16 protein-coding genes and 1 tRNA gene are annotated in these 15582 nt (G+C 67.4%); 7 read left to right on the forward strand and 10 right to left on the reverse strand.

The window, feature by feature from the left end:
• The first annotated feature begins 56 nt into the window (after positions 1 to 56).
• From J2X42_RS00650 to J2X42_RS00660, 3 genes are read left to right on the forward strand one after another with little or no spacing between them, the layout of a single operon-like run.
• Positions 57 to 1139, forward strand: coding sequence for a folate-binding protein (locus J2X42_RS00650; protein ID WP_310161167.1), 1083 nt, complete (start codon positions 57 to 59; stop codon positions 1137 to 1139).
• Positions 1139 to 1561, forward strand: coding sequence for an ankyrin repeat domain-containing protein (locus tag J2X42_RS00655; RefSeq protein ID WP_310161169.1), 423 nt, complete (start codon positions 1139 to 1141; stop codon positions 1559 to 1561). The genes J2X42_RS00650 and J2X42_RS00655 overlap by 1 nt, the downstream gene beginning before the upstream one ends.
• A gap of 3 nt (positions 1562 to 1564) precedes the next feature.
• Complete coding sequence (locus tag J2X42_RS00660; protein WP_310161171.1) at positions 1565 to 3076, forward strand: DHA2 family efflux MFS transporter permease subunit; 1512 nt, start codon at positions 1565 to 1567, stop codon at positions 3074 to 3076.
• Positions 3077 to 3107: 31 nt separating this feature from the next.
• Here J2X42_RS00660 and J2X42_RS00665 read toward each other — a convergent pair whose 3' ends face one another.
• From J2X42_RS00665 to J2X42_RS00705, 9 genes are all read right to left on the reverse strand, one after another.
• A complete protein-coding gene (locus J2X42_RS00665) occupies positions 3108 to 3824 on the reverse strand; it encodes a GNAT family N-acetyltransferase (protein ID WP_310161173.1) in 717 nt (238 codons plus the stop codon).
• A 94-nt stretch (positions 3825 to 3918) separates the two neighbouring features.
• The gene (locus J2X42_RS00670) at positions 3919 to 4944 is read right to left on the reverse strand and encodes an ATP-dependent 6-phosphofructokinase (protein WP_310161175.1); all 1026 of its coding nucleotides are present in this window, start codon (positions 4942 to 4944) and stop codon (positions 3919 to 3921) included.
• A gap of 98 nt (positions 4945 to 5042) precedes the next feature.
• Positions 5043 to 5675: a response regulator transcription factor gene (locus tag J2X42_RS00675; RefSeq protein WP_310161176.1), complete on the reverse strand. Its 633-nt coding sequence runs from the start codon at positions 5673 to 5675 to the stop codon at positions 5043 to 5045.
• Complete coding sequence (locus J2X42_RS00680) at positions 5672 to 6943, reverse strand: sensor histidine kinase (protein WP_310161178.1); 1272 nt, start codon at positions 6941 to 6943, stop codon at positions 5672 to 5674. The genes J2X42_RS00675 and J2X42_RS00680 overlap by 4 nt, the downstream gene beginning before the upstream one ends.
• Positions 6944 to 7007: 64 nt before the next feature.
• Positions 7008 to 7874 carry an ABC transporter permease gene (locus tag J2X42_RS00685; protein WP_310161180.1) on the reverse strand — a complete coding sequence of 289 codons (867 nt, stop codon included), beginning with the start codon at positions 7872 to 7874 and terminating at the stop codon, positions 7008 to 7010.
• Complete coding sequence (locus J2X42_RS00690) at positions 7871 to 8863, reverse strand: ABC transporter ATP-binding protein (protein WP_310161183.1); 993 nt, start codon at positions 8861 to 8863, stop codon at positions 7871 to 7873. The genes J2X42_RS00685 and J2X42_RS00690 overlap by 4 nt, the downstream gene beginning before the upstream one ends.
• Positions 8864 to 9013: 150 nt before the next feature.
• Positions 9014 to 9265: a PspC domain-containing protein gene (locus J2X42_RS00695; protein WP_310161185.1), complete on the reverse strand. Its 252-nt coding sequence runs from the start codon at positions 9263 to 9265 to the stop codon at positions 9014 to 9016.
• Between the two features lie 3 nt (positions 9266 to 9268).
• On the reverse strand, positions 9269 to 9553 hold the full coding sequence (locus J2X42_RS00700; protein WP_310161187.1) for a hypothetical protein: 285 nt from the start codon (positions 9551 to 9553) through the stop codon (positions 9269 to 9271).
• Position 9554: 1 nt separating this feature from the next.
• Positions 9555 to 11117 (reverse strand): PspC domain-containing protein, encoded by a 1563-nt coding sequence (locus J2X42_RS00705; RefSeq protein WP_310161190.1) that lies wholly within the window; start codon positions 11115 to 11117, stop codon positions 9555 to 9557.
• Between the two features lie 124 nt (positions 11118 to 11241).
• On the opposite strand from J2X42_RS00705, the gene J2X42_RS00710 reads away from it, so the two are divergent.
• Together J2X42_RS00710 and J2X42_RS00715 are read left to right on the forward strand one after the other, a co-directional pair.
• Entirely contained in the window at positions 11242 to 12717 is a 1476-nt protein-coding gene (locus J2X42_RS00710) for a PspC domain-containing protein (RefSeq protein WP_310161192.1), read from the forward strand.
• A complete protein-coding gene (locus tag J2X42_RS00715) occupies positions 12714 to 13397 on the forward strand; it encodes a response regulator transcription factor (RefSeq protein WP_310161195.1) in 684 nt (227 codons plus the stop codon). Before J2X42_RS00710 ends, J2X42_RS00715 begins: the two co-directional genes overlap by 4 nt.
• A 144-nt stretch (positions 13398 to 13541) precedes the next feature.
• Here J2X42_RS00715 and J2X42_RS00720 read toward each other — a convergent pair whose 3' ends face one another.
• Positions 13542 to 14759 carry a pyridoxal phosphate-dependent aminotransferase gene (locus J2X42_RS00720; RefSeq protein ID WP_310161198.1) on the reverse strand — a complete coding sequence of 406 codons (1218 nt, stop codon included), beginning with the start codon at positions 14757 to 14759 and terminating at the stop codon, positions 13542 to 13544.
• A gap of 277 nt (positions 14760 to 15036) precedes the next feature.
• Between J2X42_RS00720 and J2X42_RS00725 the strand changes: the two genes are divergently transcribed.
• Positions 15037 to 15109 (forward strand) — tRNA-Trp (locus J2X42_RS00725).
• Between the two features lie 80 nt (positions 15110 to 15189).
• Entirely contained in the window at positions 15190 to 15474 is a 285-nt protein-coding gene (gene secE, locus J2X42_RS00730) for a preprotein translocase subunit SecE (RefSeq protein ID WP_310161201.1), read from the forward strand.
• Positions 15475 to 15582 lie beyond the last annotated feature (108 nt).

Consider the following 15582-nt stretch of genomic DNA (forward strand, 5'->3'; position numbering starts at 1 on the left):
GAGGCCCGCTGCCCAGGGACCGGAATACTCACTGACCAAAGGACGTTGCCCCCAGTATGACTACTCCCAGCCCCCTGTTGTCGCGCCCTGGTGCCGTCGAGGGCGGCGGCGCTGACGCCGGCGTCGCATCCCACTACGGTGAGCCGCTGCGCGAGCAGCGCGCGCTCGCGGCCGGTACCGCCGTCGTCGACCTCTCCCACCGCGGCGTGGTGACTGTCAGCGGTCCGGACCGGCTCAGCTGGCTGAACACGCTGTCCTCGCAGCTGGTCACCGGCCTGCAGCCCGGGGAATCAAGCGAGCTGCTCCTGCTCAGCATCCAGGGCCGGATCGAGTTTGACGCCCGCGTGGTGGACGACGGCGAAACCACCTGGCTGATCGTTGAGGCCGCCGAAGCCGGGCCGCTGGCTGAGTGGCTGAACAGGATGAAGTTCATGCTGCGCGTCGAAATCAACGACGTCTCCGCGGACTGGTCAGTGCTTGGGTCCACCAAGGAGGTGCCGGAATGGTCCGGCCTGCAGGCGTGGCGGGATCCCTGGCCCCACGTGGGCGCCGGCGGCTACTCGTACGCGGTGGTTCCGGACGAAAGCCACCCCGGGCTGGAACGCCCCTGGTTCGAGTACCTGGTACCGGCCGCCGAGCTGGAGCAGACGGTGGGGGAACGTCCGCTCGCAGGTGTGCTGGCAGCCGAGGCCCTCCGCGTTGCTGCGTGGCGCCCACGGCTCGGCGCGGAAACCGACGACAAAACCATTCCGCACGAACTGGACCTGCTCCGCACTGCCGTGCACCTGTCCAAGGGCTGCTACAAGGGCCAGGAGACCATAGCGCGGGTACACAACCTCGGCCATCCGCCGCGGCGGCTGGTGTTCCTCCAGCTGGACGGATCCCAGCACACCATGCCCGCCCCGGGCAGCCAGGTCCTGGTCGGCGAGCGGAAAGTCGGCACGGTGACCTCCGTGGCCCAGCACTTCGAAATGGGCCCCGTGGCCCTGGCCGTCATCAAGAGGTCCGTTTCACCCGATGAAATACTGACTGTGCTGGACGGCGAGGAACCCTACACCGCCGCCCAGGAAGTGATAGTTGCGCCCGACGCCGGCCAGGTAGTGGGGCGCCCGACAGGATTCCTGAGGGGGACCCGCTGATGACAGAAAACACACCCGGCCCGGCCGCACCCGGCTCACCGGCAGCTGACGACGAAACCGTCGCGCTCGCCCACAAGCTGTTCCAGGCCGCCAGGGAAGGCGACACCGGGCTCCTCGGCGGCTACCTGAGCGCCGGGGCTCCGGCCACCATGACCAACGCTGCCGGGGATTCGCTGCTGATGCTGGCCGCCTACCACGGCCATGCCGAGACAGTGCGGCTGATCCTGGAGCACGGGGCCGAGCCCGATACAGCCAACGACCGCGGCCAGACACCGCTGGCCGGCGCGGCGTTCAAGGGCTACACGGACGTTGCCCGGGTGCTGCTGGACGCCGGAGCCGATCCCGATGCCGGCACGCCGTCGGCCCGGGCGGCGGCGCAGATGTTCGCCCGCACCGAAATCCTCGAGCTGCTGGGAAACTGACCCGTGGAAAACGTGGCCCGGCCCTGGCCTGCCCTCTGGTCGCTGGTGATCGGATTCTTCATGATCCTGATCGACACCACCATCGTCTCGGTGGCCAACCCCAGCATCATGGAGGGGCTGGGAACGGACATCAACGCCGTCATCTGGGTGACCAGCGCCTACCTCCTCGCGTACGCCGTGCCGCTGCTGATCACGGGCCGGCTGGGTGACCGCTTCGGTCCCAAGAAGCTGTACCTCCTGGGCCTGGTGGTTTTCACCCTCGCGTCGCTGTGGTGCGGACTGTCGGGCGATATCCGGTCCCTGATCACCGCGCGGGTTCTCCAGGGCCTCGGTGCTGCCATCATGACGCCGCAGACCATGGCCGTCATCACCAGGATCTTCCCGCCGGACCGGCGCGGTGCCGCCATGGGGCTCTGGGGAGCCACCGCCGGCATGGCCACCCTCGTGGGCCCCATCCTCGGCGGCGTCCTGGTGGACAGCCTTGGCTGGGAATGGATTTTCTTCATCAACATCCCTGTCGGGATCGTGGGCTTTGTCCTCGCCTGGCGCTTTGTCCCGTCACTCAGCACCCACCCGCACCGGTTCGACATCCCCGGCGTGCTGCTCAGCGCCGTCGGACTCTTCCTGCTGGTGTTCGGCATCCAGGAGGGCGAGACCTACAACTGGGGCACCATCGCCGGGCCGCTCAGCGTCTGGAGCCTCATCATCGCCGGCATTGTGGTGCTGGCCGGCTTCATCGCCTGGCAGCGGTTCAACCGCGGTGAGCCTCTGCTGCCGCTGGATCTCTTCCGCGACCGTAATTTTTCGCTGGCAAACATCGGCATCACCACCGTCGGGTTCACCGTCACCGCCTTCGGGCTGCCGCTGATCTTCTACTACCAGATGGTCCGGGGCATGACCCCGACGCAATCGGCCCTGATGATGGTGCCCATGGCGCTCATCTCCGGCGGACTCGCCCCCGTGGTCGGGAAGATCATTGACCGCGTCAACCCCAAATACATCACCTCCGGCGGTCTGGTGCTGATGGCCGTGGCGCTGGTGTGGAACTCGGTCCTGATGCACCCGGACACGCCCATCCTGCTGTTCCTGCTGCCCAGCGCCGTGCTGGGCTTCGCGAACGCCGGCATCTGGGCCCCGTTGAGTTCGACGGCGACGCGGAACCTTCCGCCGCGGCAGGCCGGGGCGGGGTCAGGCGTTTACAACACCACCCGCCAGATCGGCGCCGTGCTGGGCAGCGCGGCCATCGCAGTGCTGATCCAGGCCCGGCTGGCTGCCGAACTTCCCGCCGGCGGACCCGGCGGCGAAAGCATGGAATTCTCCGGTCGGCTTCCGGAAGCCCTCCATGAGGGATTTTCGACGGCGATGGGCCAGTCCATCCTGCTGCCGGCGGCCGTGATCCTGGCGGGGGCAGCCGTGGCCCTGTTCTTCGCCAAGCCCAAGGCGGTGAACGGCTGGGGCGCGCAGCCTGCCCCTGCCGCGGATGCGGCCGCCGAAGGCGCGCCCCGGGCGAGGTAGCCGGAGTCTCCTTGCGGAGCGCGGCCCGGGGTCAGCCCAGGTGCACGCTGGTCTGGATCCCGCCGGTGGACAGCCCAAGCTTCCGGGCCAGGGCCACCGATCCGGTGTTGCTGACCTCGGCACGCCACTGAACGGTGAGTCCGGCCGCGAGCGCTTCGTGGGCAGCGATGGATGCCGCCAACGAGCCAAGCCCGCGACGCCGCCAATCCGGATCCACCAGCACCCCGAGGTGTCCCAGCAGGCCCTCCCACTCCGAATAGGCTCCGCAGGCTACCGGGACCCGCCGGCCGTCCACCTCATGGACGATCGTGTACCGGTTTTCGAGGTCCGAGAGCCCCACTTCGTTCACATCGTCCGGCGGGCATAACCCTTCCAGTTCGATCGCTTCCGGGTTGCCGTGGGACACGGTCAGGTCGTCGGAGGGCTGCTTCAGGGGCAGGTCGTCGGCGAAGAACAGCGCCGCCGCGCCCAGGCCGTGGCCGCCATGGGCCCGGGTCAGCGTCAGCAGGGTGACGTGCTGGGCCATCTCTTCATCCGGGATTGCGGCGGCTGCATCAATTACCCATTGCGGGCCCACCAGGGCCGAACTGCCGAAGAGCCGGACAAATTCAACAGTCTTCGCCGAGTCGTCCGCCCTGACGATCCGCTCGCCGGAGGCCAGTGCCGCAGCGAAAGCATCGTCGTCGAGCCCCAGCCGCCGGGCCCACGCGAGCTGGATGATGGCGGCCGAACCGGGGTCAAGAGTCATATCCCCAGCCTACCCAGCACAGGGAAGCGCGAACGTACACTTGAGGCCCCGCGTCCAAAAGGGGGCCTCAACTGTACGTTCGCGCCGAATTTGCCTAGCCGAACAGGACCGCGGCTTCGTCGTAGCGGTTCTGCGGAACGGTTTTCAGCTGGCCCAAGGCTTCGGCGAAGCCCACGTGCTCGATGTCTGTGCCCTTGAGCGCCACCATGGTGCCCCAGTAGCCCTCCACGACGGAGTCGATGGCGGCCATGCCCAGCCGGGTTGCCAGCACGCGGTCGAAGGCGGACGGGACACCGCCGCGCTGGATGTGGCCAAGGATGGTGGCCCGGGTCTCGATGCCGGTGCGTGCCTCCAGCTCGGGGGCCAGCTGGTCCGCAATGCCTCCCAGGCGGGGACGGCCGAAGGTGTCCAGGCCGCGTTCGGAGTGGGGTGTTTCCATGTGGTCCGGCACGAAGCCTTCTGCCACGACCACCAGGGGTGCGCGGCCACGGTCGTGGGCTTCCTGCACCCACTCGGTGATCTGTTCGATGCTGACCTTCTGCTCCGGGATCAGGATGGCGTGCGCGCCGGCGGCCATGCCGGCGTGCAGGGCGATCCACCCCACGTGGCGGCCCATGACTTCGGCGATCATGCAGCGGTGGTGCGATTCACCGGTGGTGCGCAGCCGGTCGATGGCTTCGGTGGCGATCTGGACGGCGGTATCAAAGCCGAAGGTGTAGTCCGTGGCGTCGAGGTCGTTGTCCACGGTCTTGGGGACACCGACGATCTTCAGCCCGGCGTCGGTCAGGCGCTTGGCCGCGGCGAGGGTTCCTTCACCGCCGATGGCGATGATCGCGTCGATGCCCAGGCGTTCCATGTGGGCCTTGATGACGTCCGGGCCGCCGCCGTTCTCGAACGGGTTGGTGCGGGACGTTCCCAGGATGGTGCCGCCCTGCTTGGCGATGCCGCGGACCATGGTGCGGGGGATGTCGATGATGTCGCCTTCAACGACGCCGCGCCAGCCGTCCAGGAACCCCACAAATTCGTGGCCGTGGATGGCGATGCCTTTGAGGACGGCTCCGCGGATGACGGCGTTCAGTCCGGGGCAGTCGCCACCGCTGGTAAGAATTCCAATTTTCATGTCTCGGCTCAAATCCTGGTGTGAAGGTTTACAGGCAGAGCGCCACGCTGAGCTCACCCTAGATTCTAGTGGTCGGTGTGGGGTACGACACAAACCGGTTACAAAAGGCCCCGTTCCATGGCGAGGACCACGGCCCGGGTCCTGTCGTCCACATCCAGCTTGTTGAAGATCCTCAGGAGGTGTGTTTTGACCGTCGCTTCGGCGATGTGCAGCCGCCCGGCCACCTCGGGATTACTCAGTCCCTGGGCGACACAGCGGAGGACCTCCACCTCCCTGGCCGTGAGCCGCGGCAGCTCCGGCGACCGCATGCGCGAGACAAGGCGGGCCGCAACCGGCGGCGCCAGGACCGTTTCACCGCGCGCCGCCGCGCGCACGGCCTCGATGATCCGGTCTCCGGGCGTGTCCTTGAGGAGGTAGCCCACCGCGCCGGACTCCACCGCGCGCATGATGTCGGAGTCGTCGTCGTAGGTGGTCAGCACCAGCACCTTGGTGTCCGGAAACCGGTCCCGGATTTGCGCGGTGGCGCCGGCGCCGTCAAGGACAGGCATCCGCAGGTCCATCAGTACGACGGCGGGGCGCAGCCGGCTGACGGCGTCCACGGCCTCCTGGCCGTTGGCCGCGGCTGCCACCACGTCGATGCCGTCTGCAGTGTCCAGCAGCGCTGCAAGGCCGCTCCGGACCACGGGGTGGTCGTCGGCAAGGACCACCGTGACAGTTCCTGGGGCGCTCATGCCCCGGCTCCCGGTGCGTGCGTCCCCTGCGGGGCGTCCGCGTCGCGAAGCCCTGGTGCCGCCGTCGGGACGACAGCCACCAGGCGCGTGCCGGCGGGTGATGACGTGACCTGGAGCCGGCCGCCTATTTCGTCCAGCCGGGCAGCCATCGACTTCAGGCCAAACCCCGGGTGGTCGGCCGCGGTATCGAATCCGTGGCCATTGTCCGTCACGGCGAGCCGGAGCAGCGGCGGGTCGCCTGCCGGGGTCTCCACCAGCAGTTCCGCGGCGGTGGCCCCCGAGTGCCTCCGGACGTTGTTGAGGGCTTCCTGTGCCGTCCGGAGCAGGGCCACCTGCTGTGTGGACGGGAGCGGCGGCAGGCGGTCCGGCAATGCCGTGGTCAGCCGGATGCCGTCCAGGTGCAGCGAGTTCGGGAGCCGTTCCAATGCGGCCAGCAGGTCTCCGCCCTGGACGTCTGACGGGACGCCTGAAGCCACCAGGGCACGGGCCTGGGTCAAATTCTCCCGGGCGGTGCCCGAGATGGCCGCGAGGCTCCGCAGCAGCCCCGCAGGATCCTGTGGTTGGACCCGGAGCTGTGCCTGCGCCGCCTCGGACAGCATGGCGATGGACGTGAATCCCTGGGCCAGGGTGTCGTGGATTTCGCGGGCCATCCGTTCGCGTTCGGCGAGGGCGCCGCGGGCCTGCTCCGCGACGTTGAGCTCATGGCGGGTGGCTTCGAGCTCGGCCAGCAGCTCGGCCCGCTGTTCGCTTTGCTGGATGACTTTCGAGATCCAGAGGCCGATCATGCAGCTGGCTACGAATGACGTCACCAGCTGGGCGGTGATGCCGTAAACCTCGGTGCCGCTCAGTCCCCAGCGGCTGACCTGACCAACGGCCACGCCCGCGCAGAGGATCGCGGTGGCGGCCACGCCTTGGCGCTGCGAGGCGGTAAACATCCAGACCTGCGGGAAGGCCACAAACAGCAGGACGCCGGCGCCGTCGTAGACAAACGACAGGAACACCACCACAACCACCAGCAGTGCCACGTAGACGGTGGGCCGTGACGTTCGCAGGTCCTTGGTGCGGGTGAGGAACGGGTAGGCAATCCCCAGCAGCAGCAGCGACCCGATCACCAGCGGCGTCCCGGGCTCCCGGTCACTGCCGAAAAGGGCGAGGTAGGACACGCTGGCCAGGGCAGCGTAGAAACCCGCATGCCACCACACCATGGAGGTGGTCCACACCGAGCGGGCAGGCAGCAGCCGCTCGGTCCGTCCGCTGATATAGCTCATGGGTGCACCCTATCGGTGGGCCGCCAGGCCACCAAGACCAACGGTTGGTGCGCCACGGAGCCCACTACTTCTGCGGCGGCCACTTGAACGCCAGCCGGGCCAGGACGGCACCCGCGGCCACCCACAGGCCCAGCACGAGGAACGTGAGGGGCAGGTTGTACGCTCCGCCCGGCTCCACGGACTCAAAGCCGGCCGGGAGGAAAACTGACCGGAAGGCGCTCGCCGTCCAGCGCAGCGGGAAGAAATTGCTGATGGACTGCAGCCAGTCCGGAAGCTGGGAAAACGGGAAGTACACCCCTGAGGTGAAGGACAGCAGCAGCACGGGCAGGACCGCGAGCGTCGAGGCACTCTGCGCAGACTTGGGCAGCGCCGTGAAGGCGATCGCCACCGTGGCCCACGCGGCAGTGGCCAGAACCATGAGCAATGCCATCAGGCCCCACTGGCCGGCTTCGCGGGGGAGTGGCACGTCAAAGAGGACGGTGGCCGCCAGCAGCAGGAGGGCGGTCTGGGCCACGATCAGGTAGAGGGTCTGCCCCGTTTTTCCGATGAAGTACGACGCGGCGGGCAAAGGTGTACCGGCCAGCCGTTTCACCGTGCCGTTGAAACGCTCGGTGGCCACATAGCTGCTGAGGTTCTGGAAGCCGCTGAGGATGGTGCTCAGTGCGAGCATGCCGGGCAAATAGTAGTGCGCCGGGGTGATGCCGCCCTGTCCGTTCGGATCCGCCCCGAAGGCCGGCTCGTCACCGAAAACGGTGCCAAAGAGGGACATCATCAGGATCGGGAAAAACAGCACCAGGACCAGTGAAAGCACATCCCGGTTAAATAGTTTGATCTCCAGCATGATCCGGCCAAGCCCCAGGCGCACTAGTGACGGTCGCCAGGCCGGGCGGACGGCTTCGTGGGCTGCGGATGGGGGGAATGTTGTGCTCATCGGAGGGCTCCTGACGTGGAGGGTGCTGCCGTGTCCGGCAAGGAGTCCGGCGGCGTCGCCGGGTCAGCCGCTGTTTCGGTACTGTCCGGACGATCGGCCCCATCGGCCGCCCCGATCAGCTGCAGGTAGATGTCTTCCAGGCTTGGACGGACGACGGCGAGCTCCTCCGGCTCGGTTGCGCCGCCGTCGGACAGCGAATTGACCAGTGCCGCCGGCTGCTCCGTCACCACCTCGCGGAGGCCGGATGCATCCCGCCACCGGACGCGCGGCACGCGGAGGCCAGGGCCGCCGATGTCCTGTGGGCTGCCCTCGGCGATCAGCCGGCCGTGGTTGATCACGCCGATCCGGTCCGCCAGCTGTTCGGCCTCGTCGAGGTAGTGCGTGGTCAGCACAATGGTGGTTCCGCCGCTGCTCAGCTGGCGGATGAGGTCCCAGAACTGCCGCCGGGCTTCGGGATCGAATCCGGTGGTGGGTTCGTCCAGGAACAGGACTTCCGGGTTGCCGATGATCCCCAGTGCTACGTCCAGCCGGCGCCGCTGGCCGCCCGACAGCGTGGAGATGCGGACGCCGCCCTTGCCGTCGAGGCCGACGGCTTCGATGACCTCGTCCACCTGCCGCGGGGCAGGAAAGCAGGAGGCCAGTGACCGCAGCGCCTCCGCAACCCGGAGTTCCCCCGAGTCGGTGGCCTCCTGCAGCACAATGCCGATACGGGCGCGGAAGGACGGTGGAGCTTTCCAAGGACGGGTTTCCAGGACCCTCACCTCGCCGCTGTCCGGTTTACGGTGCCCTTCGAGCATCTCGATGGTGGTTGACTTCCCGGCCCCGTTGGGGCCCAGGAGGGCGTAGGTTTCGCCGGCACGGATGGTGAGGTCCAGGTGGTCCACGGCGGTGAGGGTGCCGCCTTTGGGCAGCCGGTAGGTTTTGTTGAGGCCTCGGACGGTGATGGCTTCAGAGGCCGGCCGCGGCCCGGGGATGGTCGAAGAGTTCATGCTTCCAGCGTGGCAGCCACCGGGCACCGGCCAACAGGCCCGGGCGGTTGAACCTGCTGTCCACCGGCCGGTGGACACGGACAGCAGAAAGGCCCCCGCTCCGGGAAGGATTCTCCGAAGAAGCGGGGGCCTTGCGGTTCCTGCATGAGGTCAGCTGATGGACCGTCGGTCCAGGAAGTTCTGCAGCGGGATTGAGTTCTGCTGGTCCGGCAGGATCAGCCAGGCGGCCACATAGAAGACCACTGCGGGTCCGGGGAGGAGGCAGAAGACCAGGAACGCGATCCGCACGAAGGCCACGTCCACGTTGAGCTTGGCCGCTATTCCTCCGCAGACACCGCCCAGCCAGCGCTCGGGACCGCGTTTCAGGCCGAAGCCCCTGACGATGCTGAAAAACTTGTCCATGGCTCAAGACTTCCCTGTTGTGGGTTCGTTGTCACGTTTCCGTGCCGAGAGCAGCCCGCCAACCACCAGCGCCGCCCCGGCCCCGATCATGAGGCCGATCAGCACATAGGTGCCGTTCAGGGTCACGACGCCCAGCTGGGCGATGATGATCAGGACGGCGAGGGCCAGGACCACCAGGCCCCAGACCACGGTTCCCACCCTGGTAGGTGCGGGGCCCGCAGGCCCGGCGGACTCCGCCGTCGGCGTTTCCTTGGTGTATGAATCCGGTGCCGGATCAACGTTGCTCATGTCAGTTCCCTTCCTGGATGGTGACGTTGCTGAAGGTGCCGTCGATCTCGACCACCAGGCGGGCGCCCGGCAGGTCGGTGTTGTAGCTGCTCTCCCTGGTGGAGATGCCGCCGCGGTTGTTGGCGCCTTCGTGGATGTTGCCCATTGTCATGTCGGCTTTGATGTCCACGGGGACGTTATTCGGGATGGCCACCGTGACGTTGCTGGCCGTGATTTTCAAGGGAACAACGACGTCGGATGGCAGCGGGGCGGCCACATTGAGGTTCGTGAGGTCTACGGTCCCGCGGCCGGCAGTGACGTCGAAGCCGTCCCTGGCCTGCTCAATGCTGGCGGGCGCCCAGTCCACCTGGGTGAAGCGGACCCTGTCGCCGTTGCCCACGACGTTGAAGATGCCACCGATGATCAGTGACACGACGGCGAAGAACCCGAGGATCCCTGAGGTCCTGCCGCGCAGGCCGGCGATGAGGATGCCGAGGCCCAGGACCGCCGCGGCGCTGGCCCAGACGATGGCGTTGGCGGCGTCGCCGAGGTTGATCACGTTGCCGGCGTCGAGGGCTTTGAGCCCGCCGCCCACCAGGAGGGCCGTGCCGGCGGTGATTGCCACTGCAGGTGCTCCGGGGCCGGCCGGGCGGACCTTGTTCGGGCGCGCCGGGCCCTGCGGCTGCTGGTAACCGCCGCCATAGTTGCCTCCACCCGGGAAGCCGCCGCTGCCGTAGGGCGGTGTGGGGCCGGAAGGCGGTGCCGGCGTGTAGGGAGGGGTTCCCGCGGAGCCGGTGTCGGTAGCAGAGTAGGTCGAGGTGTAGGGGGTGGTGGGGTAGGCGGCCGCGAAGGCGGCGTTTCCGCCGGATCCCGCCGGCTGCGGGGTGGTGTTCATGGGTGCTCCATTCCGGGCCTTGTTCCGCTGGGTCAGGTAGTAGATGAGGTAGATGGCGCCGCCCACCCAGAAGACGGTCCAGATGAATCCGCCGAAGCCGTTGCGGCTCCAGCCCCAGAAGCCGCCGCCGAGACCGGTAAGGCCCACCACGGTGGTGATCAGCGCACCGGTCATGCCCGTGGACCACCGGCCGGCGCCGGCCTCCTGGACGTGGATGCGGCCGTCGGGCTCGGGGAGGAACGCCCAGGCGAGGCCGTAGAGCAGCACGCCAATGCCGGCGAAGAGGGTGAGGACGATGAAGATGCCGCGGACAATCAGCGGGTCGATGCCCATCCGGTGTGCGATGCCGCTGGAGACACCGCCGATCCAGCGCTCACGTCCGCGTTGGATGCCGTGGCTCCGGATCCAGGGGAAGAAGTCACTGGACTGGCCTGGTACTTTGGCGCCGGTATACGGGCCTGCGTAGGGGCCCGGCTGCTGGCCGTAGGGCGGCTGGTGTGGCGCATCATGCGGTGCGTCCTGCGGCGGGGCCTGGGGCGCGTCCTGTGAAGCGTCCGGACCAGGCGTCAGGGGTTTGGCGGGATCTTCGGCTCCGCGGGGAGGGAGGGGCTCGGTGGGCTGGTCGCTTCCGCTGGGAGGGAGAGGTTCCGTGGGTTGTCCGTCATCGGGGGTGGGGGTCTGCGAGTTCATACTTCGATCCTGCCGTCCCGGACTGTCCCGCTCTACTGGGGAACACCCTGAACCGTCCCTGAGTTACCCCCGGTTCAGGCCCGATTCCGGTCCGGGGAACCCTGATCCGTGCTTGGATTGACACATGAGCACAGCCCTTACCCGCCCACCGCTGGTCCGCAGCAGCGACCGGATCATCGCGGGCGTGTGCTCCGGCCTCGCGGCGCATCTGGGCTGGCCGGTGAAGAACGTCAGGATCGGCATGGCGCTCGCAACCCTGGCCGGCGGTGCCGGGCTGGCCTTCTATGCGTGGCTGTGGATCATGGTGCCCACTGCTGACGAAAGCGCCCGGCGCAACGCCAGGCGGCCGGCGTCGCCCATTGCCCCCGCCGTCAGCCTCGCGCCTCCCGTACGGATTGACCCGGCCTTCAGTGCTGCGCCGCCCGTGGGCCAGGCCGCGGGCGCGCCACCCTGGGGAATGTCCGACGCCGGTGCTGCCGCCCCCGCCGCTGCGTACGCTCCCGGGGCGGTGCCAGCTCCTAGGTACGGCACCGCGGCGGTGCCGGCTGGTCCCTCTGCGGGTGGTTACGGTCCGCCCCTCGCGGGCCAGGCCAGCAGGCCGCCGTGGTTCCGGTTCCGCAGCATGCGTTACGGCAAGGAGATCCTGCTGGGGGCCGGGCTCCTCCTGGTGGCGGGGATCCTGATTGCGCAGCTCCTGGGCGTGGATGTGCCCCTGGGGACCCTCATTCCGGCCGCGGCCGTGCTCGGCGGCGCAGCCATCGCCTGGATGCAGCTGGACGAGACGCGCCGTGCCGGGCTGGTGGACAAAACCAAGGCCGACCAGGCCGGCGGCTGGGCCCGCCTCGCCGCGGGACTCGCCCTGGTGGTCGCCGGCGTGCTGGTGATGGTTTCCGGCTCCGGTTCCTGGGAACAGACTTGGCTGGCGCTGCTTGCGTCGGTGGCGGTGCTGGGCGGCGTCGTGCTGGTGCTCCTGCCGTGGGCACTCAAATTCTGGCGCGACCTGGAAACGGAACGTGCCGGCCGTGTCCGCGAAACGGAACGCGCCGAGATCGCAGCCCACCTGCACGACTCCGTCCTGCAGACCCTTGCCCTGATCCAGCGGCGGGCCGGGAATGAACACGACGTGGTCCGCCTCGCCCGGGCCCAGGAGCGTGAGCTCCGGGGCTGGCTTTTCCAGGACCCGGGCCGCGACGCAGGCCAGCTCTCGGAACGGATCAAGGCAACCGCGGCCGAAGTGGAGGACTTCCTGGGCAACGCCGTGGAGGTGGTGAGCGTGGGGGACACGGCCATGACCGAAGCCCACGAAGCCCTGGTCCAGGCCAGCCGCGAGGCAATGCTGAACGCCTCCAGGCACGGCGGCGGATCCGTCTCGGTCTACCTCGAGGTCTCGGACGGCCGCGCCGAGGTCTTCGTCAAGGACCGCGGACCTGGCTTCGAACTCAGTGACGTGCCGGAGGACAGGCTGGGGGTCCGGGAATCGATCATCGGACGCATGAAGCGCCACGGCGGCACAGCCTCCATCACCAGCACCCCTGACGGCACTGAGGTGCGGCTGGGCCTGCCGGCGCTTCAAACGGATAACGCGGAAGGGAAATCATGAACAACGTACAGGGGACCGGACCCATCCGCCCCCCACAGCCTGTCCGGGTGGTGATCGTGGACGACCACGCAATCTTCCGTTCCGGCCTCAAGGCAGACCTTGACGTGAGCATCCAGGTGGTGGGCGAGGCTGCCACGGTGGAGCAGGCCATTGCCGTGATTGCCCGGGAGCGCCCGGAGGTGGTGCTGCTGGATGTTCACCTGCCCGGCGGCCTGGGCGGCGGCGGGCGCGAAGTCATCGCCGGTTCCGCCGGACTCCTGGGGACCACCAAGTTTCTGGCACTCAGTGTCTCGGACGCCGCCGAGGACGTTGTGGCGGTTATCCGGGCGGGGGCCCGGGGGTATGTCACCAAGACCATCTCCGGTGCCGAAATTACTGACGCCGTCTTCCGGGTGGCGGGCGGGGACGCCGTGTTTTCGCCCCGGCTGGCAGGCTTCGTGCTGGACGCCTTCGGCACCGCCCCGGCAGACATTGCCGACGACGAGCTGGACCGGCTGTCCGCCCGCGAGCTGGAAGTCATGCGCCTCATCGCCCGCGGCTACAGCTACAAGGAAGTGGCCAAGGAACTGTTCATCAGCATCAAGACTGTGGAGACGCATGTGTCGGCGGTGCTGCGCAAACTCCAGCTCTCCAGCCGGCACGAGCTCACCAAGTGGGCCGCCGAACGCCGCCTCCTCTAAGCCCGCCCCGGACGCTCTCTCACTTGATGCGGGTTTTCCCCGGACGCTCTCTCACTTGATGCGGCTTAAACCGGAACGCTCAATCACTCTCCTGAAGAAAGTGATTGAGCGTTCCGGGTTTCCTGCGTTAAGTGAGAGAGCGTCCTACTTGGCCTTGCCCAGGAAGTCTTGGAGCCGGGCCACGCCGGTGGCCAGGTCGTCGTCGCCCAGGGCGTAGGAGAGGCGCAGGTAGCCGGAGGGGCCGAAGGCCTCGCCAGGCACCACAGCCACCTCCACCTCGTCCAGGATCAGGGCGGCCAGCTCAGCGGAGGTCGACGGCGTTGCGCTGCCCGCCGCCGTCGGGAATTCCTTCCCCAGCAGCCCGCGGACGTCCGCGTAGACGTAGAAGGCACCCTTCGGCGTCGGGCATTCCACACCGTCGATGGCGTTCAGCCCGGCGACGATCGCCTTGCGGCGGCGGTCAAAGGCAACCTTCATGTCGTCGACGGCGGTAAGCGGGCCGGAGACCGCTGCGAGGGCGGCGATCTGCATGATGTTGGAGACGTTGGAGGTGGCGTGGGACTGCAGGTTCGTGGCGGCCTTGATGACGTCGGCAGGGCCGATCATCCAGCCCACGCGCCAGCCGGTCATGGCGTAGGTCTTGGCCACGCCGTTGAGGATCACCACTTTGTCGCCCAGTTCAGGGGCGGCGGTGGCGATGGAGGTGAAGGGGACGCCGTCGTAGGTCAGGTGCTCGTAGATTTCGTCGGTGACCACCCAGAGGCCCTTGGCTGCGGCCCATTTGCCGATCTCGGCGACCTGCTCGGGGGAGTAGACCGAACCCGTGGGGTTGGACGGCGAGACGAACAGCAGGATCTTGGTCCGGTCCGTGACCGCCGCTTCAAGCTGGTCGACGGTGACGAGGTAATCCTGTTCCGGACCGGCGAAGACCTCAACCGGGACACCGCCGGCGAGCCGGATGGCCTCCGGGTAGGTGGTCCAGAACGGTGTGGGAACAATCACTTCGTCGCCCGGATCCACCAGGGTGGCGAAGGTGTTGTACACGGCCTGCTTGCCGCCGTTGGTCACCAGCACCTGGGACGCGTCCACGGCATAGCCGGAATCCCGGAGGGTTTTCTCGGCAATGGCCTTTTTCAGCTCCGGCAGGCCGCCGGCGGGGGAGTAGCGGTGATATTTGGGCTGGCTGGCGGCCTCAATCGATGCCTGGACGATGTAGTCCGGGGTGGGGAAGTCCGGTTCGCCTGCGCCGAAGCCAATGACCGGCCGGCCGGCTGCCTTCAGCGCCTTGGCCTTGGCGTCAACGGCCAGGGTTGCGGATTCGGCAATGGCGGATATGCGCTGGGAAACGCGGGCGGCAGACATGGCAGGGTCCGTTCTTCGCTTGCAGCTCGATGGCTGAATGGTGGAATTCGACGTGATCTACTCTATGCTGTTCACCGGATCGTTCGGGTTGCCGGATTGGATTTATGACTGCAGGTCAGGTCACCAATTCCAGCGGCGCGAAGGGCCCGGAATGAGGCTGGTTCGACGAACACGAAGTTGTTGCGTAGACTGGTTCTCCGGTGTTGAAAACACGGATGATGACGTGCGCCCCAGTGCAAACTGCGGAAGTTTCGTCAGGTGCGGTTTTTTGATCCATAGGGTAGTGGCGCAATTGGTAGCGCAGCGGTCTCCAAAACCGCAGGTTGCAGGTTCGAGTCCTGTCTGCCCTGCGCAAGCTGTTCCGGCGGAATGCCGGAGCAAGCGCAGCAACCATGGTCTGATCAGGACCGGGTAATCCAACATTGCAAAGATGAGTGAGGACCAGGTGACCGAAACAGCTGCCAGCAGCTCCAAGGGCCGCCCAGCTAAGAAGGCCGCCAAGGCAAACTTCTTCGCTCGCATTGCACTTTTCGTCCGCCAGATCATCGGCGAACTGAAGAAGGTTGTTGCACCAACCCGCAAGGAACTGATCAATTACACACTGGTGGTGCTGGTGTTCGTGGCCATCATGATGGTCATCGTCAGCCTGCTGGACATCGGTTTTGGAACCGCTGTCAGCTGGGTCTTCGGCGGGATCGCTCCCGGGGACCGCTAAGGCGAATCGTCCGCAGGCTGCGTGGTCTGGTCCGGGTAAACCGGAGGAAGCCACGTCAGTGTGCGGAATTGAGCCATTTAAATAGGCATGTTAGGCAATGAGGAAGCA

Source organism: Arthrobacter sp. BE255 (assembly GCF_031457335.1).
Classification (GTDB): Bacteria; Actinomycetota; Actinomycetes; order Actinomycetales; family Micrococcaceae; genus Arthrobacter.